The sequence below is a fragment of the Streptomyces sp. YS415 genome (assembly GCF_023544665.1).
Taxonomy (GTDB): Bacteria; Actinomycetota; Actinomycetes; order Streptomycetales; family Streptomycetaceae; genus Streptomyces.
On sequence record NZ_JAMJFL010000010.1, the window covers coordinates 1 to 22,485 of the forward strand.

At 70.7% G+C, this 22,485-nt stretch carries 19 protein-coding genes and 1 riboswitch; of the genes, 12 read left to right on the forward strand and 7 right to left on the reverse strand.

Features of this window, described 5'->3' with window-relative positions; all coding sequences use genetic code 11:
* Nucleotides 1-859, forward strand: an 859-nt coding sequence (locus tag M8H82_RS14635; protein ID WP_250073900.1) for a helix-hairpin-helix domain-containing protein, incomplete at its 5' end; no start/stop codon positions are given.
* Between the two features lie 544 nt (nucleotides 860-1,403).
* Here the strand turns inward: M8H82_RS14635 and M8H82_RS14640 are convergent.
* A complete protein-coding gene (locus M8H82_RS14640) occupies nucleotides 1,404-1,778 on the reverse strand; it encodes a PRC-barrel domain-containing protein (protein WP_250073902.1) in 375 nt (124 codons plus the stop codon).
* Between the two features lie 113 nt (nucleotides 1,779-1,891).
* Nucleotides 1,892-1,988, forward strand: a riboswitch (glycine riboswitch).
* Nucleotides 1,989-2,165: 177 nt separating this feature from the next.
* On the opposite strand from M8H82_RS14640, the gene gcvP reads away from it, so the two are divergent.
* A complete protein-coding gene (gcvP, locus tag M8H82_RS14645) occupies nucleotides 2,166-5,051 on the forward strand; it encodes an aminomethyl-transferring glycine dehydrogenase (RefSeq protein WP_250073903.1) in 2,886 nt (961 codons plus the stop codon).
* Nucleotides 5,052-5,129: 78 nt separating this feature from the next.
* Here the strand turns inward: gcvP and M8H82_RS14650 are convergent, their stop codons facing one another.
* The 4 genes from M8H82_RS14650 to M8H82_RS14665 all read right to left on the reverse strand — a co-directional run bounded on the left by M8H82_RS14650 (nucleotide 5,130) and on the right by M8H82_RS14665 (nucleotide 8,383).
* The gene (locus M8H82_RS14650; protein WP_250073905.1) at nucleotides 5,130-6,182 is read right to left on the reverse strand and encodes an ABC transporter ATP-binding protein; all 1,053 of its coding nucleotides are present in this window, start codon (nucleotides 6,180-6,182) and stop codon (nucleotides 5,130-5,132) included.
* Complete coding sequence (locus M8H82_RS14655) at nucleotides 6,179-7,006, reverse strand: ABC transporter permease (RefSeq protein WP_250073907.1); 828 nt, start codon at nucleotides 7,004-7,006, stop codon at nucleotides 6,179-6,181. Before M8H82_RS14655 ends, M8H82_RS14650 begins: the two co-directional genes overlap by 4 nt.
* Nucleotides 7,003-7,818: a molybdate ABC transporter substrate-binding protein gene (gene modA, locus M8H82_RS14660; RefSeq protein ID WP_250073909.1), complete on the reverse strand. Its 816-nt coding sequence runs from the start codon at nucleotides 7,816-7,818 to the stop codon at nucleotides 7,003-7,005. The genes M8H82_RS14655 and modA overlap by 4 nt, the downstream gene beginning before the upstream one ends.
* Nucleotides 7,819-7,984: 166 nt before the next feature.
* Nucleotides 7,985-8,383: a molybdopterin-binding protein gene (locus tag M8H82_RS14665; protein ID WP_250073911.1), complete on the reverse strand. Its 399-nt coding sequence runs from the start codon at nucleotides 8,381-8,383 to the stop codon at nucleotides 7,985-7,987.
* A 251-nt stretch (nucleotides 8,384-8,634) separates the two neighbouring features.
* Here M8H82_RS14665 and kdpF point away from each other — a divergent pair, with 251 nt between their 5' ends.
* The 9 genes from kdpF (at nucleotide 8,635) to M8H82_RS14710 (ending at nucleotide 19,101) form a co-directional block, all read left to right on the forward strand.
* Entirely contained in the window at nucleotides 8,635-8,724 is a 90-nt protein-coding gene (kdpF, locus tag M8H82_RS14670) for a K(+)-transporting ATPase subunit F (RefSeq protein WP_009326374.1), read from the forward strand.
* Between the two features lie 6 nt (nucleotides 8,725-8,730).
* On the forward strand, nucleotides 8,731-10,395 hold the full coding sequence (gene kdpA / locus M8H82_RS14675; RefSeq protein WP_250073913.1) for a potassium-transporting ATPase subunit KdpA: 1,665 nt from the start codon (nucleotides 8,731-8,733) through the stop codon (nucleotides 10,393-10,395).
* Nucleotides 10,392-12,479 carry a potassium-transporting ATPase subunit KdpB gene (gene kdpB, locus M8H82_RS14680; protein ID WP_250073915.1) on the forward strand — a complete coding sequence of 696 codons (2,088 nt, stop codon included), beginning with the start codon at nucleotides 10,392-10,394 and terminating at the stop codon, nucleotides 12,477-12,479. The genes kdpA and kdpB overlap by 4 nt, the downstream gene beginning before the upstream one ends.
* A gap of 6 nt (nucleotides 12,480-12,485) precedes the next feature.
* Entirely contained in the window at nucleotides 12,486-13,121 is a 636-nt protein-coding gene (gene kdpC / locus M8H82_RS14685; RefSeq protein WP_250073917.1) for a potassium-transporting ATPase subunit KdpC, read from the forward strand.
* 115 nt (nucleotides 13,122-13,236) lie between these two features.
* The gene (locus tag M8H82_RS14690; RefSeq protein WP_250073919.1) at nucleotides 13,237-14,733 is read left to right on the forward strand and encodes a glycoside hydrolase family 43 protein; all 1,497 of its coding nucleotides are present in this window, start codon (nucleotides 13,237-13,239) and stop codon (nucleotides 14,731-14,733) included.
* A gap of 146 nt (nucleotides 14,734-14,879) precedes the next feature.
* A complete protein-coding gene (locus M8H82_RS14695; RefSeq protein ID WP_250073921.1) occupies nucleotides 14,880-16,175 on the forward strand; it encodes an extracellular solute-binding protein in 1,296 nt (431 codons plus the stop codon).
* Between the two features lie 6 nt (nucleotides 16,176-16,181).
* Nucleotides 16,182-17,180, forward strand: coding sequence for a carbohydrate ABC transporter permease (locus tag M8H82_RS14700; protein ID WP_250073923.1), 999 nt, complete (start codon nucleotides 16,182-16,184; stop codon nucleotides 17,178-17,180).
* A 68-nt stretch (nucleotides 17,181-17,248) separates the two neighbouring features.
* Nucleotides 17,249-18,013, forward strand: a complete 765-nt coding sequence (locus M8H82_RS14705; RefSeq protein ID WP_284048921.1) for a carbohydrate ABC transporter permease — start codon at nucleotides 17,249-17,251, stop codon at nucleotides 18,011-18,013.
* A gap of 53 nt (nucleotides 18,014-18,066) precedes the next feature.
* A complete protein-coding gene (locus M8H82_RS14710; protein ID WP_250073928.1) occupies nucleotides 18,067-19,101 on the forward strand; it encodes an endo-1,4-beta-xylanase in 1,035 nt (344 codons plus the stop codon).
* A 132-nt stretch (nucleotides 19,102-19,233) separates the two neighbouring features.
* Here M8H82_RS14710 and M8H82_RS14715 read toward each other — a convergent pair whose 3' ends face one another.
* Together M8H82_RS14715 and M8H82_RS14720 are read right to left on the reverse strand one after the other, a co-directional pair.
* Nucleotides 19,234-19,440 carry a DUF5999 family protein gene (locus M8H82_RS14715; protein WP_250073930.1) on the reverse strand — a complete coding sequence of 69 codons (207 nt, stop codon included), beginning with the start codon at nucleotides 19,438-19,440 and terminating at the stop codon, nucleotides 19,234-19,236.
* Nucleotides 19,441-19,778: 338 nt separating this feature from the next.
* Nucleotides 19,779-20,363 (reverse strand): hypothetical protein, encoded by a 585-nt coding sequence (locus M8H82_RS14720; RefSeq protein ID WP_250073933.1) that lies wholly within the window; start codon nucleotides 20,361-20,363, stop codon nucleotides 19,779-19,781.
* Nucleotides 20,364-20,912: 549 nt separating this feature from the next.
* Between M8H82_RS14720 and M8H82_RS14725 the strand changes: the two genes are divergently transcribed.
* Nucleotides 20,913-22,430, forward strand: a complete 1,518-nt coding sequence (locus M8H82_RS14725) for a glutamate-cysteine ligase family protein (protein ID WP_250073935.1) — start codon at nucleotides 20,913-20,915, stop codon at nucleotides 22,428-22,430.
* Nucleotides 22,431-22,485 lie beyond the last annotated feature (55 nt).

Below are 22,485 nucleotides of genomic sequence, written 5' to 3' on the forward strand. Positions count from 1 at the left end.
GATGTCCGTGCGGACCCTGCCGGGGGTGGGGCCGGCCACCGGGGACCACCTGCGGCGGGCCGGGATCCACACGGTCGAAGAGCTGGCCGAGGCCGGGGAGGACGAGCTCGTGCGGCTGCTGGGCAAGGCGCACGGGCATGCGCTGTACGCCATGGCGCTGGCGCGGGACGAGCGGCCGGTGGTGGCCGAACGGGAGACGAAGTCGGTGTCCGTGGAGGACACGTACGACGTGGACATCCATGACCGGGTGCGGGTGGGGCTGGAGGTGCAGCGGCTCGCGGACCGGTGTGTGCGGCGGTTGCGGGAGGCTGGGCTGTCCGGGCGGACGATCGTACTGAAGGTGAGGCGGTACGACTTCTCCACGTTGACTCGGTCCGAGACGTTGCGGGGGCCCACGGATGATCCGGCGGTCGTGCGGGAGGCCGCGGGCCGGTTGCTGGAGTCGGTGGACACGACCGGGGGTGTGCGGCTGCTGGGGGTGGGCGTCAGCGGGCTTGCCGACTACACGCAGGAGGATCTGTTCGCGCAGGCCGCGGGGGAGCGGGGGCGGAGTGCGGAGGATCCGGGGGAGGACGGTGCGGTCGAGGCGGCGGCTGCGGGGGTGGTGACGGCGGAAGCGGGGGCGCCCGTGGAGCGGCGGTGGGCTGCCGGGCATGACGTTCGGCATGCCGAGTTCGGGCATGGGTGGGTGCAGGGGAGTGGGGTGGGGCGGGTGACGGTGCGGTTCGAGACGCCGGAATCCGGGCCGGGGCGGGTGCGGACGTTTCGGGTGGATGATCCCCAGCTGTCTCCTGCGGAGCCGTTGCCGTTGGTTCCGCGGGCGCCGGGTGTTGCTGCTGCGGGTGAGGTGCGGGCGTGAGGTGTGGTCGCGCTCGTCCTGGGGTGATCGGTGCCGGCGGTTGGGCGCGCCGGGAGGTGGGTGCGCTCGCCCGCGCCGGCGGGGTGCCGCCGCGCCCACCCGTGCCGCCCCAGCGGCACGACTGCCCGCGGCTGGGGCGGCCTCGAGGTGCGCGCAGTTGCGCGGGTGCGCGGTCGCGCAGCCGGAGGGGCGCTGGGATCGGGCCCCGCGGCTCCCGCGTTATGAGGCAGGCGTCGTCCGGTTACCGCCTGCCGTTGCGGAGCTACGAGGGACGCGGCTATGCAGCTGCGGGGCATGGGCGCCGTCAGATGCGGGGGGCATGCGTTCGCGCAGTCACAGAGCTGCCGACAGCCGCCAGGGGTGCGGCCATGCGCTGCAGGTTTTGGGGCATGCCGTGGCGCGGCTGGGGGGTTGCTGTGGCGTGCGGCCCGCGGGACGAGGCTGCGGGGCCGAGGGGAGCGCCTTCGCGCGGCTGTGGGATTGGCGGGGCATGCGGCGCGCGGCTATGGGGCCGCGCAGCTGCGGCGAAGTTGTGTGGGGCGGGTCAGGTGTCTGCTTCTTCTGTGTTTGCCAATTTGCCGAAGTCGTGGTCGGGGGGTGGGGGGGAGGTCAGGTCCAGGCCGTAGTGGTGGTAGAGCTGGAGTTCCTGCTCGGGGGAGAGGTGGCGGCCCACTCCGAAGTCGGGGGCGTCCTTGATGAGGGAGCGGTCGAAGGGGACGCGCAGGGTGCCCTCCACCAGTTCGCTGGGCTCCAGGGGGACGAAGGCGTCCCTGCTGAACAGGCCCGTGCGTATGGCTGCCCACTCCGGTACGCCGGTGGCGTCGTCGAGGTAGACCTCGTCGATGGTGCCGAGTTTTGTACCGTTGCGGTCGAACGCCTTGCGGCCGATCAGGTTGCGCGGATCGATGTCGGTCTGCACGTGCCCTCCACTTGGTCGCAACTCATCCGTAAGCACTACGAAAGAGCACATTCGGGCCCCCGGCCACTCGAACGCCTGGGCGTTGACCTCGCTGGTAGGCTGACAGCGGCTGCTGACCCCGTGCGGGAGAGTCCTCCGGACACCATCCGGAGGCGCCGAAGGAGCAAATCCTCCCCGGAATCTCTCAGGCCCACGTACCGCACGGACGAGGTCACTCTGGAAAGCAGAGCGGGTGCCGCCGACGGCTCCCGCTCTCACCGACGGTGAAAGCCGGACGCCCGCGTGCCTCCGGTGAAGCTCTCAGGTTGAGATGACAGAGGGGGAGGCCGTCCGGGTACCCGTGCCGTGGTGCCCCTCGAAGGTCGTGTCGACCAGGAGGCCTCCGCAATGACCGCCTATCGCATTCCGCTCTCCGAGCTCGAGCAAGGGATCCCCTTCGAGCAGCGTCATATCGGTCCTGACCATGAGGCTCGGGCCAAGATGCTCGCCCAGGTCGGCTACGGCTCGCTGGACGAGCTCACCGCCGCCGCGGTGCCGGATGTGATCAAGAACGCCGACGCCCTCGACCTGCCGGGCGCGCGCACCGAGGCCGAGGTGCTTGCCGAGCTGCGGAGCCTCGCCGACCGCAACCAGGTGCTCGACTCCATGATCGGGCTCGGGTACTACGGCACGTTCACCCCGCCCGTCATCCTGCGCAACGTCATGGAGAACCCGGCCTGGTACACGGCCTACACGCCGTACCAGCCGGAGATCTCGCAGGGCCGCCTCGAGGCCCTGCTGAACTTCCAGACGATGGTCGCCGAGCTCACCGGGCTGCCCACCTCCGGTGCCTCGCTGCTCGACGAGGGCACGGCCGCCGCGGAGGCCATGGCCCTGTCCCGGCGCATGGGCAAGAACAAGAAGGGCCTGTTCCTGATCGACGCGGACGCCCTTCCGCAGACCATCGCCGTGATCGAGACGCGGGCCGAGCCGACGGGCGTCGAGGTGGTCGTCGCCGATCTGAGCGAGGGCATCCCGGCCGAGATCGCCTCGCGCGAGATCAACGGCGTGCTCATCCAGTACCCCGGCGCCTCCGGTGCCGTACGGGACATCAAGCCCGTCATCGAGCAGGCCCATGAGCTGGGCGCGCTGGTCACCGTCGCCGCCGATCTGCTCGCGCTGACGCTGCTGACCTCGCCGGGCGAGCTGGGCGCGGACATCGCGGTCGGCACCACGCAGCGCTTCGGTGTGCCGATGGGCTTCGGCGGTCCGCACGCCGGCTACATGGCCGTGCACGAGAAGTTCGCGCGCAGCCTGCCCGGCCGGCTGGTCGGAGTGTCCGTGGACGCCGACGGCAACCGGGCCTACCGCCTCGCGCTGCAGACGCGTGAGCAGCACATCCGCCGGGAGAAGGCGACCAGCAACATCTGTACGGCGCAGGTGCTGCTCGCCGTCATGGCCGGCATGTACGCCGTCTACCACGGGCCCGAAGGGCTGAAGAGCATCGCCCGGCGGGTCCACCGCTACACCTCGATCCTGGCCGCTGGACTCACCGCCGGCGGGGTCGAGGTCGTGCACGGCTCCTACTTCGACACGCTCACCATGCGGGTGCCCGGACGGGCCGCCGAGGTCGTCGCGGCCGCGCGGGACAACGGCGTGAATCTGTGGCTGGTCGACGCCGACCACGTCTCCCTCGCCTGCGACGAGACCACCGGCCGGGCCCAGCTCGGTGCCGTGTGGAGCGCCTTCGGGGTCGACGGGGACGTCGAGGCGCTGGACGTCCGGGCCGAGGACGCGTTGCCGGCGGCGCTGGTGCGCCAGGACGAGTTCCTGACCCACCCGGTCTTCCACCAGTACCGCTCGGAGACCGCGATGCTGCGTTACCTGCGCCGCCTCGCCGACCGTGACTACGCGCTCGACCGCGGCATGATCCCGCTGGGTTCCTGCACGATGAAGCTGAACGCGACGACCGAGATGGAGCCGGTGACCTGGCCCGAATTCGGGCAGCTGCACCCCTTCGCGCCCGAGGAGCAGGCCGGGGGCTACCTCACGCTCATCCGCGAGCTGGAGGAACGTCTCGCCGAGGTCACCGGGTACGACAAGGTCAGCCTCCAGCCGAACGCCGGCTCGCAGGGCGAGCTGGCCGGTTTGCTCGCCGTCCGCGGCTACCACCGGGCCAACGGCGACGAGCAGCGCACCGTCTGCCTCATCCCGTCCTCCGCGCACGGCACCAACGCCGCCAGCGCCGTGATGGCGGGCATGAAGGTCGTCGTCGTCAAGACCGCCGGGGACGGCGAGATCGACGTCGAGGACCTGCGGGCGAAGATCGAGCAGTACCGCGACGAGCTGTCGGTGCTGATGATCACGTACCCCTCCACGCACGGTGTCTTCGAGGAGCACGTCGCCGACATCTGCGCGCAGGTGCACGAGGCGGGCGGCCAGGTCTACGTCGACGGCGCCAACCTCAACGCCCTGGTGGGCCTGGCCAAGCCGGGTCACTTCGGCGGTGACGTCTCGCACCTGAACCTGCACAAGACCTTCTGCATCCCGCACGGCGGCGGTGGTCCGGGCGTCGGTCCGGTCGGTGTCCGGGCGCACCTGGCGCCGTATCTGCCGAACCACCCGATGCAGCCGAGTGCCGGGCCCGAGACCGGTGTCGGGCCGATCTCGGCGGCGCCGTGGGGTTCCGCGGGCATCCTGCCGATCTCGTGGTCGTACGTCCGGCTCATGGGCGGCGAAGGGCTGAAGCGGGCCACGCAGGTCGCCGTGCTCAGCGCGAACTACATCGCCAAGCGCCTCGAGCCGCACTACCCGGTGCTGTACACCGGTCCCGGCGGGCTGGTCGCGCACGAGTGCATCATCGATCTGCGGGAGCTGACCAAGGCCACCGGCGTGAGCGTCGACGATGTCGCCAAGCGCCTCATCGACTACGGCTTCCACGCGCCGACGATGTCCTTCCCGGTGGCGGGCACGCTGATGATCGAGCCGACCGAGTCCGAGGACCTCATCGAGCTGGACCGGTTCTGCGAGGCGATGATCGCCATCCGCGGGGAGATCGAGAAGGTCGGTTCCGGGGAGTGGGCCGCGGACGACAACCCGCTGCGGAACGCTCCGCACACCGCCGCCGCGCTGGGCGGCGAGTGGGAGCACGCGTACAGCCGTGAGGAGGCCGTGTTCCCGGGCGGGGTCTCGGCCGCGGACAAGTACTGGCCGCCGGTGCGCCGTATCGACCAGGCCTTCGGTGACCGGAACCTGGTCTGCTCGTGCCCGCCGATGGACGCGTACGAGGACTGATCCGGCGTAGGCGAAGGGCTCCCCAGGGCGGTACGGCCCGGGGGAGCCCCTTTGCTGTTTTCTGCTGGTCGGACCGGCCTATGCGGGGTACGCGTGGGTCTGCGTCGCCTTGACCGTCGCCCAGACAGGGGCCCCCGGGTGCAGGTCCAGCTCTGCCGCGGCGACCGTGGTGAGGTCGGCGGCGAGGGGGAGTTCGCCGGTGAGGGCGGCGCGGATCTGGTCGCCGTGGGTCTCCAGCCCTTCGACCCGGCAGTGCCAGAGGTTGCGGGCGCTGGCGCCGGTGGGGCGGTCGCGGAACAGGGTGACCGCGCCTGGGGGGAACGCGACGAACACCGGGCCGGCGAGGTCCTCGGTGGTGGTGATGAGGGGGCCCGTGTCCAGCCGGACCGTATGGCCTTCGGCCGTGCCCTTGTAGAGGTTCAGGCCCACCAGCTGGGCGATGTAGTCCGTGCGGGGGTGGCGGGCGATGTCCGAGGGGGTGCCCTCCTGGACGATCCGGCCCTGCTCGATGACGACCAGCCGGTCGGCCAGGACCATGGCGTCCAGGGGGTCGTGGGTGACCAGGACCGCCACCGCCGCGAACTCGGCGAGGTGGCGGCGCAGCTGGGCCCGGACCTCCAGACGGGTGCGGGCGTCCAGGGCCGCGAGGGGCTCGTCGAGGAGCAGGAGGCGGGGGCTCGTGGCAAGGGCGCGGGCCAGCGCGACGCGTTGGGCCTGGCCGCCGGAGAGGTGGCGGGGTTTGGCGTGCGCGTGGTCGGCGAGGCCCATGCGGTCCAGCCAGGTGTGTGCCTGGGCGCGGGCGTCGGCCTTGGTGGCGCCCTGGCAGCGGGGGCCGAAGGCGACGTTGTCGAGGGCGGTGAGGTGGGGGAAGAGGAGGTAGTCCTGGAAGACGACGCCCACGGGGCGGTGCTCGGGGGGTGTGCGGTCCAGGGGGGTGCCGTCGAGGTGGAGGTGGCCGGCGGTCAGGGGGACCAGGCCGGCGAGGGCCCGCAGGGCGGTGGTCTTGCCCGCGCCGTTGGGGCCGAGCAGGGCCACGACGTCGCCGGGGGCGGCGGTGAGCCCGATGTCGAGGTGGAAGGTGTCCCGGTCGACGACCAGGCGGGTGGCCAGGCCCTGGGGGGTGTCGGTCATGGGGTCGTCATCCATCGGTCCCGGAGTGCGGCCAGCACCGTGATGGACACCGCCAGGAGCACCAGGCTCAGGGCGATGGCGGCTGCTGGGTCGGATTGCAGGGCCAGGTAGACCGAGAGGGGCATGGTCTGGGTCCGGCCCGGGAAGTTGCCCGCGAAGGTGATGGTGGCGCCGAACTCGCCCAGGGCGCGGGCCCAGGCGAGGACCGCTCCGGCCGCGATGCCCGGCGCGATCAGCGGCAGCGTCACCCTGCGGAACGCCGTGAAGCGGGACGCGCCCAGGGTCATGGCCGCCTCCTCGTAGCGGGGGTCCGCCGCCCGGAGCGTGCCTTCGACGCTGATGACGAGGAACGGCATCGCCACGAAGGTCTCCGCCACCACCACTCCCGCCGTCGTGAACGGCAGGGTGACGCCGAACCAGTTGTCCAGCCACTGGCCCACCACGCCGTTGCGGCCCAGCGCCAGGAGCAGCGCCACACCGCCCACCACCGGGGGCAGGACGAGGGGCAGCGTCACCAGGGCGCGGACCAGACCGCGGCCGGGGAAGTCGGTCCGGGCCAGCAGCCAGGCCAGGGGGACCCCCAGGAACAGGCTCAGCGCGGTGGCCGCCGTCGCGCAGAGCAGGGACAGCCGCAGGGCGTCCCAGACCTCGGGGCTGGTCAGCTGGTCCGGGAGGGTGCTCCACGGGGTGCGGACCAGCAGGGCGATCAGGGGGACGACCAGGAACGCCAGACCCAGGAGGGCGGGGAGCAGCAGCGGCAGCGGCACCAGACGGGGCCGCGGGCGCCGGGGTCCGCCCTTCAAGGTCTCGGCGGGGTGCGTCACGGCTTCAGGAACCCGGCCTCGGTCAGGACCTTCTGGCCCTCGGCGGACCGCACCAGTGCCATGAACGCCTTGGCCGTGTCCGGGTTCGGCGCGTCCTTGAGGAGGGCGATCGGGTAGTCGTTGATGGCGTCGGCGGCCTCGGGGAAGTCCACGCCGTCCACCTTGTCACCCGCCGCCTGCACATCCGTCCGGTACACGACGGCGGCGTCGGCCTCCTTGAGCTCCACCTTCGTCAGGGCGCCCTTGACGTCCTGCTCGTAGGAGACCGGCGTGACCTTCAGGCCCGCTGCCGTCAGTGCCTTGTCCGCCGCGGCGCCGCACGGCACGGTCCTGTCGCACAGGACGACCTTCAGGCCTGGCGCGGTGAGGTCCTTCAGGGAGGAGATCCGGTCGGGGTTGCCCGGCAGGGTGGCGATCTCCAGTTGGTTGCGGGCGAAGGTGGACGGGGTGCCCGCCACGTCCTTTGCGGCCGTCACGATCTCCATGGTCTTCGGGCTGGCAGCGGCGAACACGTCCGCGGGAGCGCCGCCCGTGATGTTCGCCGCGAGGGTGTCGCTGCCGCCGAAGCTGAAGGTGACCTCGGTGCCGGGGTGCTCCTTCTCGAACGTCTCACCGAGCTCGGTGAAGCTTTCCTGGAGGGAGGCGGCGGCGAACACGGTGACCGTGCCGGAGAGCTTGGGCGAGCCCGAGGAGCCGGACGCCTCGGAGGAGGACTCGGACGACGAGGAGCAGGCGCTCAGCAGGAGCAGTACGGCGGCTCCCGCGCCGGCTGCCTGCACGGTTCTGCGGGTCCGGCGGGCGTAAAGGGTCATCACGGGTCCACTCCCTCGGTCTTCTGGGGAGGAAGCCGCCGGGACTGACCGCCGGGCTTCCCCTCGCATACGCCGATCATACTTACGCAGATGCGAGGGGTAAGTCTCCTGGTCCTTCGTATGAGCAAGGGGAGAGGAGGGTGGAGGTTCGTATGTGCGGCACCGCTCACGCGCGGTCGATGTGTACGTTTGTCGACTTCACCCGGGCCGTGGCCTCCATGCCGACCTCCAGGCCCAGCTCCTCCACGGCCTCCCGGGTGAGCAGGGAGACCAGCCGGTGCGGGCCCGCCTGGATATCCACCTGGGCGGCCACGTCACCGAGTTTGATCGCGGTGACGATGCCGGGGAAGGCGTTGCGGGCCGAGGTGTAGGGGGCCTCCTCGTCGGGTGCGGTCGCCGTCCTGGCGAGCTCCACCGAGAACTCGGCCAGGTCCCGGCCGTCGATGAGCCGCCGGCCGCTGTCGTCGCGATGGGTCGCCATCCGGCCCGCGTCCGCCCAGCGGCGGGCGGTGTCCGGGCTGACCCCGAGAAGTCGTGCGGCCTGGCCGATCGTGTAGGACTGCATGCCGGTCACGATAGGGCGTCGACCACGGCTTTCGGCCGTCGGCGTAAGAGAACCGTCAAGGGTGGACGGCAGACCGTATGGGAGCTGTCAACAACGGTCGGATGCGGTCAGGGGAGAGGTTCGCTCTACCCGTCCCTGTTTCACACCGCATCTCAACTCCAGGAGCTCACGATGGCCGATGCGGCCTTCGTCGTCACCACGGTCGCGGTCTTCGCGCTGGTGGCTCTCGTCGCCAAGGGGGTGACCAGGCTGTGACCGCCGAGAACGTCGTCGGCCTCGTCGTGGCCGTCGCCCTGCTGGGCTATCTCGTCCTCGCCCTGATCTTCCCCGAGAGGTTCTGAGCGCTGATGGGTCCCGTACTCGCCGGCGTGCTCCAGCTGCTGGCACTGGCAGGGGCGCTCGCCCTCGTCCACATCCCCCTCGGCAACCACCTGGCCCGGGTCTACTCCGGCGACCGGCACTGGCGCGTCGAGAAGTGGATCTACCGGACGATCGGAGCCGACCCCGACACCCGGATGCGCCCGCCCGCCTATCTGCGCGCCCTGCTGGCCTTCTCGCTCGTCGGAGTCCTCCTCCTGTACGCCCTCCAGCGGCTCCAGGGCGTACTGCCCGGCTCGCTGGGCTTCACGTCGATCGATCCGGACCAGGCGTTCAACACCGCCGTGTCCTTCGTGACCAACACCAACTGGCAGTCCTACGCCGGTGAACAGGCCATGGGCCATGTCGTGCAGACCGCCGGCCTCGCCGTGCAGAACGTCGTCTCCGCCGCGGTCGGCATGGCCGTCGCGGTCGCCCTGATACGCGGGTTCGCGCGGTCGCGCACCGGTGAACTGGGCAACTTCTGGACTGACTTGGTGCGCGGCATCGTACGCGTACTGGTGCCGCTCGCCGTCGTCGCGGCAGTCGTGCTCGCCGCCTGCGGAGTCATCCAGAACTTCTCCGGCATCCATGAGGTCGGCCAGTTCACGGGTGGCGCGCGGGAGTGGAACGGGGGTGCCGTCGCCTCGCAGGAAGCCATCAAGCTGCTGGGCACCAACGGTGGCGGCTACTTCAACGCCAACTCCGCGCATCCGTTCGAGAATCCGACGCCGTTCACGAACCTCTTCCAGATCTTCCTGATGCTCGTCATCCCGTTCTCCCTGACCCGGACGTTCGGGGTGATGACCGGCTCGGTCCGGCAGGGGTACGCCGTCCTCGCCGCCATGGGCGTCATCTGGCTCGGCTTCGCGGCACTGATGATGTGGGCCGAGTTCGCCCATCACGGCCCGGCGCCGGAAATCGCCGGCGGGGCGTACGAGGGCAAGGAGGTCCGCTTCGGGATCGGCCCCTCCTCCCTCTTCGCCACGTCGACGACGCTCACCTCGACCGGTGCGGTGAACTCCTTCCACTCCTCCTTCACCGGGCTCGGCGGCGGCATCGCCCTGCTCGGCATGATGCTCGGCGAGATCGCGCCCGGCGGCGCCGGCTCCGGCCTGTACGGCATGCTGGTCATGGCGATCATCGCGGTGTTCCTCGCCGGTCTGATGGTCGGTCGTACGCCCGAATACCTGGGGAAGAAGATCGGCACCCGGGAGATCAAGGCTGCGGCCTGCTTCATCCTCGTCACCCCGGCCCTGGTGCTGGTCCTCACCGCCGCGGCGATGGCCCTGCCCACTCCGCCCCACTCGATGGCCAACGGCGGGGCGCACGGGTTCTCCGAGATCCTCTACGCCTACACCTCCGCCGCCAACAACAACGGCTCGGCCTTCGCCGGGCTCAACGCGGACACGCAGTGGTTCAACAGCACCCTCGGCCTGTGCATGCTCCTCGGCCGCTTCCTGCCCATGGTGTTCGTGCTGGCGCTGGCCGGCTCGCTCGCCGGGCAGCGGCCGGTGCCGGTCACCGCGGGCACCCTGCGCACCGAGAAACCGCTGTTCACCGGCGTGCTGGTGGGCGCCATCCTGATCATCACCGGACTGACCTACTTCCCGGCTCTCGCGCTGGGACCGCTCGCCGAGGGGTTGGCGGCATGACCATCGACGTGACGCAGCACGAGGACACCCTGACCGCCCCCGCCCCTGCGCGGGCCCCGCACACCGTCGGCGCGGGCCTGTTCGCGCCGCAGCAGCTGCTGCGGTCCCTGCCGGACGCCGTCCGCAAGCTCGATCCGCGGGTGATGATCAAGTCCCCCGTGATGTTCGTGGTGCTGGTCGGCTCGGTGCTGACCACCGGGTTCTCCTTCGCGGACCCCGAGGACGGGTTCGGCTGGGCGATCAGCGCCTGGCTGTGGCTGACGGTCCTCTTCGCGAACCTCGCGGAGGCCGTGGCCGAAGGACGCGGCAAGGCGCAGGCGGACACCCTGCGCCGGGCCAGGACCGGCACGATGGCCCGCAGGACCGACGGGACCGTGGTCGCCGGGACCGAGCTGCAGGTCGGCGATCTGGTCGTCTGCGAGGCGGGTGACGTCATCCCCGGTGACGGGGACGTCGTCGAGGGCGTGGCCAGCGTCGACGAGTCGGCGATCACCGGTGAGTCGGCGCCTGTCGTACGGGAGTCGGGCGGGGACCGCTCGGCCGTCACCGGCGGCACCACCGTGCTCTCCGACCGGATCGTCGTGAAGATCACGACCAGGCCGGGGGAGACGTTCGTCGACCGGATGATCAACCTGGTCGAGGGCGCCGCGCGGCAGAAGACGCCGAACGAGATCGCGCTGAACATCCTGCTGGCGTCGCTGACGATCGTGTTCCTGCTCGCCTGCGCCACCCTTCCGCCGCTCGCCGACCACGCGGGCGCCCGTCCGACGATGGTCGTGCTGGTGGCGCTGCTGGTCTGTCTGATCCCGACCACCATCGGCGCCCTGCTCTCCGCGATCGGCATCGCGGGCATGGACCGGCTGGTGCAGCGCAACGTGCTCGCCCTGTCGGGGCGGGCCGTCGAGGCCGCGGGCGATGTCTCCACGCTGCTGCTCGACAAGACCGGCACCATCACGCACGGCAACCGGCAGGCGGTGGAATTCGTGCCGGTGCGCGGGGTGACCGCCGTCGAGCTGGCGGAGGCCGCCCGGCTGTCGTCGCTGGCCGACGAGACGCCCGAGGGCCGTTCGGTCGTCGCCCTGGCCACGGAACGGTTCGGGCTGCCTGAGCGGCGCGAGGGCGAGTCGGCGCACGCGCGGTGGATCCCCTTCACCGCACAGACCCGGATGTCGGGGGTGGACGTCGCCGGGCGCAAGGTCCGCAAGGGCGCGGCCGGTTCGGTGCTGTCCTGGGTGGGCGGGCAGGGCGGCCGAGGCGCCGAGGACGCCCGGGAGTCGGCCGAGCTGATAGCCGCGGCGGGCGGTACGCCTCTGCTGGTCGCGGTCGAGGACGCCGACGGGGCCCGCGTGCTCGGCGTCATCCACCTCAAGGACGTGGTCAAGGAGGGCATGCGCGAGCGGTTCGGGGAACTGCGCCGGATGGGCATCCGGACCGTCATGATCACGGGGGACAACCCGCTCACCGCCAAGGCCATCGCGGCGGAGGCCGGCGTCGACGACTTCCTCGCGGAGGCGACCCCCGAGGACAAGCTGGCGCTGATCAAGCGGGAGCAGGCCGGCGGAAAGCTGGTCGCGATGACGGGCGACGGGACGAACGACGCCCCCGCGCTCGCCCAGGCGGACGTCGGCGTGGCGATGAACACGGGGACGTCGGCCGCCAAGGAGGCGGGCAACATGGTCGACCTCGACTCGGATCCGACGAAGCTGATCGAGATCGTGGAGATCGGCAAGCAGTTGCTGATCACCCGGGGCGCGCTGACCACCTTCTCGATCGCCAACGACGTAGCGAAGTACTTCGCGATCATCCCGGCGCTGTTCGCGGCCGTCCATCCGGGCCTGGACAGGCTGAACATCATGCGCCTGTCCTCGCCGGACTCGGCGATCCTGTCCGCGGTCGTCTTCAACGCGCTGATCATCATCGCGCTGGTGCCGCTCGCGCTGCGCGGGGTGCGGTACCGGCCGATGAGCGCGGACCGGATGCTCCGCCGCAACCTCGCGGTCTACGGACTCGGCGGACTGATCGCCCCGTTCGTCGGCATCAAGCTCATCGATCTGATCGTCTCGCTGATCCCCGGGATCGGGTGAAGGACCATGAACAACAACTCCGTGGTGAACACAGGCCGGTTGCTGGGCGCGGCGCTCCGGGCGCTGCTGGTGATGACCCTGCTCACCGGCGTCCTGTATCCGCTGGCCGTCACAGGTGTGGCGCAGGCGCTCTTCCGTACCGAGGCGAACGGCTCGGAGGTGACGGCGGACGGCCGGGTCGTCGGCTCCGCCCTGATCGGACAACAGGGCTACGGCCTGGACTACTTCCAGCCCCGCCCCGCGGGCGGACTGGGGGAGAACACGGTCAACACCCAGTACCGGCTGACCGTCTCCGGCGCGACCAACCGCTCGGCGGACAGCCCCGAGCTCGTCCGGTGGATCGAGGAGGCCAAGGCCGAGGTCGCCGAGGAGAACTCGACCGCCGGCCACCGGGTCAGGCCCTCCGACGTACCCCCCGACGCCGTCACCTCCTCCGGCTCGGGACTCGACCCGGACATCTCCCCGGCCTACGCCGAACTCCAGGTCCACCGGGTCGCCGACCGCAACGACCTCTCCCTCGCCCGCGTCCGGCGGCTCGTCGCCGACCACGTCGAGGGACGCACCCTCGGCTTCATCGGTGAACCCCGCGTGAACGTGCTCGCACTCAACCTCGCGCTCAAGGAGGTGATCGACGGCCGCTGAACGCCCGGGGGCCGACAGGGCTTCTTGTCCGCCCTCGCCGGTCCCCTTACAGTCCGCTCCGTAATGTTCGCCCACCGGACCGAATGTTTCGCTCGGTCCTCGGAAGGACTGACGCATGCGGACGTACGACAACCCCGTCCTCGCCGGCTTCCACCCCGACCCCAGTGTGTGCCGGGTCGGTGAGGACTACTACCTGGTCTGCTCCAGTTTCGAGTACTTTCCCGCACTGCCGCTCTTCCACAGCCGCGACCTCGTCAACTGGCGGCAGATCGGCAATGTCCTCGACCGGCCCGAGCAGTTCGAGGTGCCGCACGACCTGCGCGCCTCCGACGGCATCTACGCACCCACGATCCGCCACCACGAGGGCCGCTTTCACGTCATCACCACCAACGTCGGCGCGGGGGGCAATTTCCTCGTCACCGCCGACCGCCCCGAGGGCCCCTGGTCGGACCCGGTGTGGATCGACCTGCCCGGGATCGACCCCGACCTGGCCTGGGACGTGGACGGCACGTGCTGGAGCGCCGTCGCCGGGGTGGGGCTCGCGCGCATCGACCCGGTGGCCGGGAAGGTGCTGGAAGGGCCGCTCCCCGTCTGGTCCGGAACGGGCATGGCGGATCCCGAGGGGCCGCATCTGTACCGCGTCGGGGCGTGGTGGTACCTGATGGTCGCCGAGGGCGGCACCGCGGACGGGCACAGCGTGTCGATCGCCCGGGCGCGCACGCCCCGGGGACCCTTCGAACCGGCCCCGCACAACCCCGTGGTGAGCAATCGCAGCACCGGGCTGCCCATCCGGTGCACCGGTCACGCGGACCTCGTCCGGACGGCCGACGGCAGGTGGTGGATGGTGCTGCTCGGGACGCGTCCGCGCGGCTTCTTCCCGAAGTTCCACGTCCTCGGCCGGGAGACCTTCCTGGCCCCGGTGGAGTGGGTGGACGGCTGGCCGTTCGTCGGCACGGTGCGCGAGCGGTACGAGGCACCGGCCGCCCTGCACCCCTTCCCGCCCGAGCCCGCCCGGGACGACTTCGACGCGCCCGTCCTTGCCCCGCACTTCATCTCCCCGCGCCGCCGCCCGGAGTGGTCGACCGCCGAGCGCCCGGGATGGCTCACCCTGCACGCCACCGGCGACAGCCTCGACCGGCCGGGCCACACCTTCGTCGGCCGTCGCCAGCAGCACCACGACTGCCGGGTGGCGACCCGCCTCGACGGCGCCCCGGGCAGCCGCGCGGGCCTGTCGGTCCGCATGGACGAGGCGCACCACTACGACGTCGAGGCGCACGACGGCACGGTGAGCGTGCTGGCCCGGATCGGCCCGCTGCGCCAGTGCGTGGCCCAACTCCCCGTGCCCGCCGGGCCCGTGACCCTGGCTGTCGAGTTCCGTACGGCCGCCGCGCCGCCGCCCGCGGAGGGTGTGCGCCCCGGCGGGCCCGACACGATCGTCTTCTCGGTCGAAAGCCCGCAGGGCGCCCGCACGGTGGCCGAACTGGACGGGCGGTATCTCTCCACCCAGGTCGTGGGCGGCTTCACCGGACGGGTCATCGGCATGTATGTCACCGCGGGCAGCGCGGCGTTCGACTGGTTCGAGTACCGGGAGCGGGGCCCGGAGGCCGGCTGAACCCGGCTTCCTCCCGACCTTGGACGCGTCGGAGTCGGATTCCCTGTGCACGAGGGGTTGCCACCCGTCGAGAGCTGTCTCTAGGGTGCGGCAGCAGCGAAGCTTTCTGGATTCACACCGAAACTTTCGAAATCGAGGAGTGCATGATGGGCGACCCGGCACTGTCCCGCCGCGGCTTCCTGGCGGCCTCCGCCGCAGCCGGTCTGAGCATGACGGCACTGAGCGGCTGCGGCGGCGACTCGGACGGAGGGTCGTCCGACGGCACGACCACGGTCGAGTGGTGGAACATCTCCACCACTCAGCCCACGAAGGACGTATGGGCAGCTCTCGCAAAGAAGTTCGAGGCCCAGAACCCCAAGGTGAAGATAAAGATCGTCCAGTTGGAGAACGACGCCTACAAGTCGAAGATGACGGCGCTGACCGCCTCCGGGAAGCTTCCGGACATCTTCCACACCTGGGGCGGGGGCGTCCTGCGCCAGCAGATCGACGCCGGCCTGGTCGAGGACCTCACGGACCGCACCAAGGACTGGGCCGAAGGGCTGGTGCCCGTCGCCAAGGAGCCGTACCTGGTCGACGAGAAGCTGTACGGCATTCCCTTCGACATCGGCATGATCGGCTTCTGGTACAACAAGGCGCTGTTCAAGAAGGCGGGCATCAGCGGGCCCCCCGCCACCTGGAGCGCCTTCCTGGAGGCGGTCGGCAAGCTGAAGTCCGCCGGTGTCACTCCGCTCGCCCTCGCGGGCAAGGAGACCTGGACCGGCATGTACTACTGGGCCTACCTGGCCATGCGCACCGCCGGTGCCGGCGCCCTGCAGAAGGCCAACGAGGACAAGGACTTCACCGCCCCCGGTCTCGTCCAGGCCGGCGAGCACCTCAAGGAACTCGTCGAACTGGAGCCGTTCCAGAAGGGCTTCCTCGGCGCCTCCTACTCCGGGCCCACCGGGCAGGCGGCCACCGTCGGCAACGGCAAGGCGGCCATGGAGCTCATGGGCCAGTGGGCGCCCGTCGTGCAGGCTGACGCCGGAAAGGGCCTCGGGGACGACCTCGGCTTCTTCCCCTTCCCCACGGTCGAGGGCGGACAGGGCGCGATCACCGAGGTGTTCGGCGGAGGCGGCGGGCACGCCCTGCGCAGCGGCGCCCCGCAGGCGGCGGTGGACTTCCTGAAGTTCTTCGCCTCGGAGGCGACCGACCGCGAACTGGTCAAGAAGACCGGCGTGCTCCCCGTCGTCCCGGCTGCCGCGAGCGCCATCACCGACCCCAACATCAAGGCCGTACAGCAGCAGTTGACGGCCGCGACCGGGTTCCAGCTCTACCTCGACCAGGCGTACGCGCCCGCCCTCGGCCAGGAGGTCAACGACAGCGTCGGGGCGCTGATCGCCGGGTCCAAGTCGCCCGAGCAGGTCGCCGACTCGATCACCCAGGTCGCGAAGGAAGAGCAGTAGGCGCAGATGACCTTCACCTCGCTCAAGGACGAACGGAGCGGTCCCGGCCTCGACCTCCCGCCCCCGGCCGCTCCGGCGGGCCGGGGGCGGGCCAGGCGCCGGGCGCTGAACTGGCTCACCGCGGTCTCCTTCCAGGTGCCCGCCCTCGCCCTGTTCGGCGTCCTGGTCCTGCTGCCGATCCTGTTCGCGCTGTACGCCGCCTTCTTCCGGTGGGGCGGCTTCGGCATGCCCTCCGACTACATCGGCGTCGACAACTTCACCCGCCTCTTCAAGGACCCGGTCTTCCTCGGCGACCTGTGGCGCTGCCTCTTCCTGGTCGTGCTCTCGCTGGTGCTGCAACTGCCGTTCGCGCTCGCCATGGCCGTCGCGCTCAACCAGCGCATGCGCGGCCGGGCCGTGTACCGGATGCTGTTCTTCGCGCCGTACGTGCTCTCCGAGGCCATCACCGGTGTGCTGTTCGCCATGATCTTCGCGCCGGGCGAGGGGCTCGCCGACGAGATCCTCGACGGGGTGGGCCTGGAAGGGCTGGGCGGTGAGTGGTTCGCCGATCCCGACATGGTGATGGCCACCCTCTTCCTGGTCATGACCTGGAAGTACTTCGGCTTCCACATGATGCTCTACCTGGCCGGACTCCAGTCCATCCCCAAGGAACTGCACGAGGCGGCGCTGATCGACGGCGCCGGCCCCTGGCAGCGGTTCCGCAGTGTCACCCTGCCGCTGCTCGCGCCCACCCTGCGGATCAGCGTCTTCCTGTCCGTCATCGGGGCGATCCAGCTCTTCGACCTCGTCTGGGTGGTCACCGCGGGCGGCCCCGACCATCACTCCGAGACCATGGCCGTGACCATGTTCCAGTTCGGCTTCAAGCGCTACCAGGTCGGATATGCCAGCGCGATCAGCGTGGTCATGTTCGGCATCAGCCTCGTCTTCGCCCTCGCCTACCAGCGGTTCGTGCTCCGCCGGGACCTGGAGGGCGCGACCACCACCATGCGGGGAGGCGGCACGTGACCGTCCGTTCCACCAAGCGCGGGCGTTCCCTGCCGCTGCACGTCGTCCTGATCGTGGTCGGTGCGGTGATGGGCATCCCCCTGCTGTACGCGGTGCTCTCCGGCTTCAAGTCCACCGACCAGCTCTCCCGCAACCCCATCGGGCTGCCCGACCCCTGGGTGACCGGCAACTACACCGACATCCTGGCCACGGGCGACTTCTGGCGGCTGGTCGGCAACAGCACCCTGATCGCCGTGGCCACGACGGCCCTCGTGGTCGCCGCCTCGGCGCTCGCCGCGTTCTCCTTCGCGCGGTTCGCCTTCCGGGGCAGGGAGGTGCTGTTCACCCTGTTCACGATGGGCCTGATGTTCCCCTTCGCGGTGGCGGCGCTGCCGCTGTTCCTGCTGCTGCGCGAGATGAACCTGCTGGACAACCCCCTGGGTGTGATCCTGCCGCAGGCCGCCTTCGGGCTGCCGATGACCATCATCATCCTGCGCGGCTTCTTCCGGCAGATCCCCGGTGAGCTGGAGGAGGCGGCCACCCTCGACGGCTGCGGTCCGCTCGGCTTCTTCTGGCGGGTGCTGCTGCCCATGGCGCGGCCCGCGCTCGGCACCGTCTCGGTGCTGGCCGTCGTCACCAGCTGGAACAACTTCTTCCTGCCGCTGCTCGTCTTCAACGAGCCCACCTGGTGGACCATCCCGATCGGCGTTCAGCAGTTCCAGGGCCAGTACTCGCAGGACGTGGCCCGGGTGTTCGCCTATCTCGTCCTCGCCATGGTCCCCGCCCTCGCCTTCTACGCCGTCGCCGAGCGCCAGCTCGTCGGCGGTCTCACCGCCGGCGCCACGAAGGGATGACCCGCGCCGCGGACGTACGGCTCACCCACCCCTGTTCCGTGAGGAGTCGCACCATGCGCAAGAACCGTCTCGCAGTCGTCGGGGCCCTCGCCGCCGTGCTGGTCGCCGTGACCGGGCCGGCCGCCGTGGCCCACGACGAGCCGCCCACGCTCGCCGACCTCGCCCAGCGCCACGGCCGCTACTTCGGCAGCGCCACCGACAACCCCGAGCTCACCGACGCCCCGTACGTCTCGCTGCTCGGCAGCGAGTTCGACCAGATCACCCCCGGCAACGGCATGAAGTGGTACGCCACGGAGCCCCAGCAGGGCGTCTTCGACTTCTCGCAGGGCGACGAGATCGTCGACCTGGCCCGCGCCAACCACCAGAAGGTCCGCGGCCACACCCTGGTCTGGCACAGCCAGTTGCCCGACTGGCTCACCGGCCGCGAGTGGACGGCCGGCGAGCTGAGGGCCGTACTGAAGAAGCACATCCAGACGGAGGTACGGCACTACCGGGGCAAGGTCTTCGCCTGGGACGTCGTCAACGAGGCCTTCAACGAGGACGGCACCTACCGGGACACGATCTTCTACCGGACCCTCGGCCCCGGTTACATCGCCGACGCCCTGCGCTGGGCCCACCAGGCCGACCCGCGGGTGAAGCTGTACCTCAACGACTACAACATCGAGTCGGTCGGCCCGAAGAGCGACGCCTACTACCGGCTCGCCAAGGAGCTGAAGGCGCAGGGCGTCCCCCTGCACGGCATCGGCCTCCAGGCCCATCTGGCGCTGCAGTACGGCTATCCGGCCACGCTTGAGGACAACCTCCGCCGCTTCTCGAGGCTCGGTCTGGAGACGGCGCTCACCGAGGTCGACATCCGGATGTACCTGCCCGCGGACGAGGAGAAGCTGGCCACGCAGGCCGAGTGGTACGGGGACCTGACCGAGGCGTGCCTCGCGGTGCGCCGGTGCGTGGGCATCACGCTGTGGGACTACACGGACAAGTACTCGTGGATCCCGGCGTTCTTCGAGGGTGAGGGCGCCGCCCTGCCCTGGGACGAGGAGCTGCGGCCCAAGCCCGCGTACTACGCGATCCGGGACGCGCTCAAGTAGCCGTCACCGCAGGGACGGTGGTGGGGTACGGGGAGTGACCACCGCCGGACGTGCGTCGGGGCCGGAGCGCAGAACGGGTCTGCGGACCGGCCCCCAAGGTCTCCGCGCGGTCGGTCGACCGCCCGGCCGTGCTCAGGCCGCGGTCACCACCTGGCCGGCGCCCAGCGGGCGGTGCGGGGCGATGATCTGACCGTCGGGCAGGAGCTCACCGGTGTCCTCGAAGAGCAGAACGCCGTTGCACAGCAGGCTCCAGCCCTGTTCCGGGTGGTGCGCCAGGAGGCGCGCCGATTCCCGGTCGGCGGAGTCTGCGGAGGGACACGGTGGCTGGTGCTGGCACATGGGTGGGATCTTTCGCTGTGACGTGTTGTTCATGGCCGCCCCCGTTGCGACAAGTGGTTCGAACCCAGTGTTGCCCTACGAGCGTCGATCCGCAGGGATTTCGGTGCACCGCTTCTCACAGGTTGAGGACGCATCACCCGCGCGGACGGTTCATCCCAACTGCACTGTCAATTCGGGTGGTTCGAGGGGGCCGGATGGGGCTAGTCCATCCAGGTCGAGGGCTCTGGGGAGCGCGTCGACGCTCGTACGAGCGCCATGGTGGGGCTGCCGTCGCGCCCAGCGCCGTGCCCCGCGGCCGGCGAGCGGCGGCGGGGCACGGGACCCTCGGAAGGGAACGGTCAGGCGGGCGAGCCGAGCAGCGGGGCCCGGGTCACGCGGCGGGTCAGCACCGAGAGGAGGTCGGCGGCCTGATGCGGTCGGTGGGCCGCGATGCCGGGCGGTGCCGGGGCCAGCGGGACCAGCAGATCCGTGGGCTCGGGATGGCCGGCCGAGGCGTCGGCGGCGATGTCGCCGTGCAGCCACAGGGCCAGCATGTACAGGCCGGGGATGGACAGCAGCCGTGGCTGGTAGGGCGCCTGCATCGTCTCGGCCTGGCGCAGCGCGCGCTCGGTGGACGTGATGTAGGGGCCCTCGAAGAAGTGCGAGAAGGCCCACCCGTCGGGCGTCAGCCGGGTCTCGGCGGCGGCGACGGCACGGTCGCCGCAGCGGATCAGGAACCGCCAGCCGGCGAGCCGGGTGGTGGCGGGGCCGGTGGCGGTGATGCCGTCCAGGACATGCACCGGCAACGGCAGTTCGGGGGTGGCGGGTCCCTGGGTGGAGCGCAGGGCGGGAGTTCGGGCCTCGCGGACCGCGGTGGGGGACCCGAGTGCGGTGATGACGGAGCGAAGTGCGGGCGCGGGAGCCGGGGGGACATGCAGCGGCATGGTGGGTCGCCTCTCATGAGACAGGCACGGTGGCGCGAGGGCGGGGCGGACGGCGCTGTCAGCTCGCGAAGGCGGAGAGGCTCGGGCCGAGGTCCTGGGTACGTGGGTGTGCGAGAGGCCCGCCGCACGTCCATCGCTGCGGCAGGTTCTCCGACCGGGCGCCAAGCATCCGCCTTGTTCGCGGAGTTTATACGACAAGTGTTCAGTGAGTGTTTCGTCTAGCCGTTTCGGGCGCACTCGGCAAGGGCGCATTCGGACGGCGATCCGCGGGTTTGATCCCGATTCCGGAAGGAGTGTAAGGCGGTGACCTCGGAGAAGGCGGGAGAAGTGGTCGGCCAATTCTCGTCGGCGTTTTTCACGAGTTCGGCGGTCGCCCGAAACTGCACACGGCCCCATGCCTGGCGAATGTGCCGCCCGTCACGTTCGACAGCCTAGCGGGCTCAGGGTCACGGCGGGACGTTATCGATCGCTTCGGCTGGGCATCATCCCACCTGACCCAGGACACCGACGGCCGATCTTCGGCCCGACCGATCGAGGAGGGATGCTCCCATGGGGGAGAAGGTCGAGGCAGGTCGGTTCGATCTGTCCGACCGCCAGCACTACCGCGACAAGCTCCGGAAGTGTCTGGCGGGCCTGGAGCGGCTTCTGGCGGAGAAGCGGTTCGATCGCCCGAAGAACCTCATGGGGCTCGAGATCGAATTGAATCTCGCTGGAGCCGACGGCATGCCGAGAATGTTGAATGCGCAGGTTCTCGAGCGGATCGCGAGCCGGGATTTCCAAACGGAACTCGCCATGTTCAACCTGGAGGTGAACATAGCCCCCCACCGACTGGGCGGCCGGGTATTCGATCAGCTCGCCGAGGAACTCCGCGCCTCGCTGGCATATGCCGACCGGAAAGCCGGTGAGCTGGACGCGGGAATCGTGATGATCGGCATTCTGCCGACCCTCGACCGGGACGACCTGGTCTCCTCCAACCTCTCCGACGTCGACCGCTACACCTTGCTCAACGACCAGATCGTGGCCGCCCGCGGCGAGGACTTCATGCTCGACATCGACGGCGTGGAGCACTTGACCTGCACCTCGAAGTCCATAGCGCCCGAGGCCGCCTGCACCTCGGTCCAGCTGCACCTCCAGGTCACCCCGGGCCGCTTCGCCGACGTCTGGAACGCCGCCCAGGCCGTGGCCGCCGTCCAGGTCGCGGTGGGGGCCAATTCGCCGTTCCTGTTCGGCCGGGAGCTGTGGCGCGAGTCCCGCCCGCCGCTGTTCACCCAGTCCACCGACACCCGCCCGCCCGAGCTCCAGGCCCAGGGGGTGCGACCGCGCACCTGGTTCGGGGAGCGCTGGATCTCCTCCGCCTACGACCTGTTCGAGGAGAACCTGCGCTACTACCCCGCCCTGCTCCCGATCTGCGACGACGAGGACCCCCTCCAGGTGCTCGACGAGGGCGGCATCCCCTCACTGGCGGAACTCGTCCTGCACAACGGCACGGTCTACCGCTGGAACCGCCCGGTCTACGGCGTCGCCGACGGCGTCCCGCACCTGCGCGTCGAGAACCGGGTCCTGCCCGCCGGCCCCACCATCACGGACGTCCTCGCCAACGCGGCCTTCTACTACGGCCTCATCCGCGCCCTCGCCGAGGAACCGCGCCCGGTGTGGACCCGGCTGCCCTTCGAGGCGGCCGCCACCAACTTCGACACCGCCTGTCAGCACGGCATCGACGCCCGCCTGCAGTGGCCCCGGCGCGGACGCTACGGCGGCGTCACGGAGATCGACGTGACCACCCTCGTGCGCGAGGAACTGCTGCCGCTCGCCGCGTCCGGTCTGGACGCGTGGGGTGTGGAGGCCGCCGACCGCGACCTGTACCTCGGGGTGATCGAGGAGCGCTGCCGGCGGCGGACCAACGGGGCCTCCTGGCAGTCCGCGACCTTCCACCGCGCCCTGGAGCAGGGGCTGTCCCGGGACGCCGCCCTGGCCGCCACGACCCGCCGCTACCGCGAGCTGATGCGCGCGGGCGAGCCGGTCCACGCCTGGCCCGTCGGCCTGCCGGAGACCGTGCCGCTGGGCTGAGGGGTGCCGGAACGGGGGTCGCCGCCGTCCGCCTCATACTGATCGGGCAAGCTGT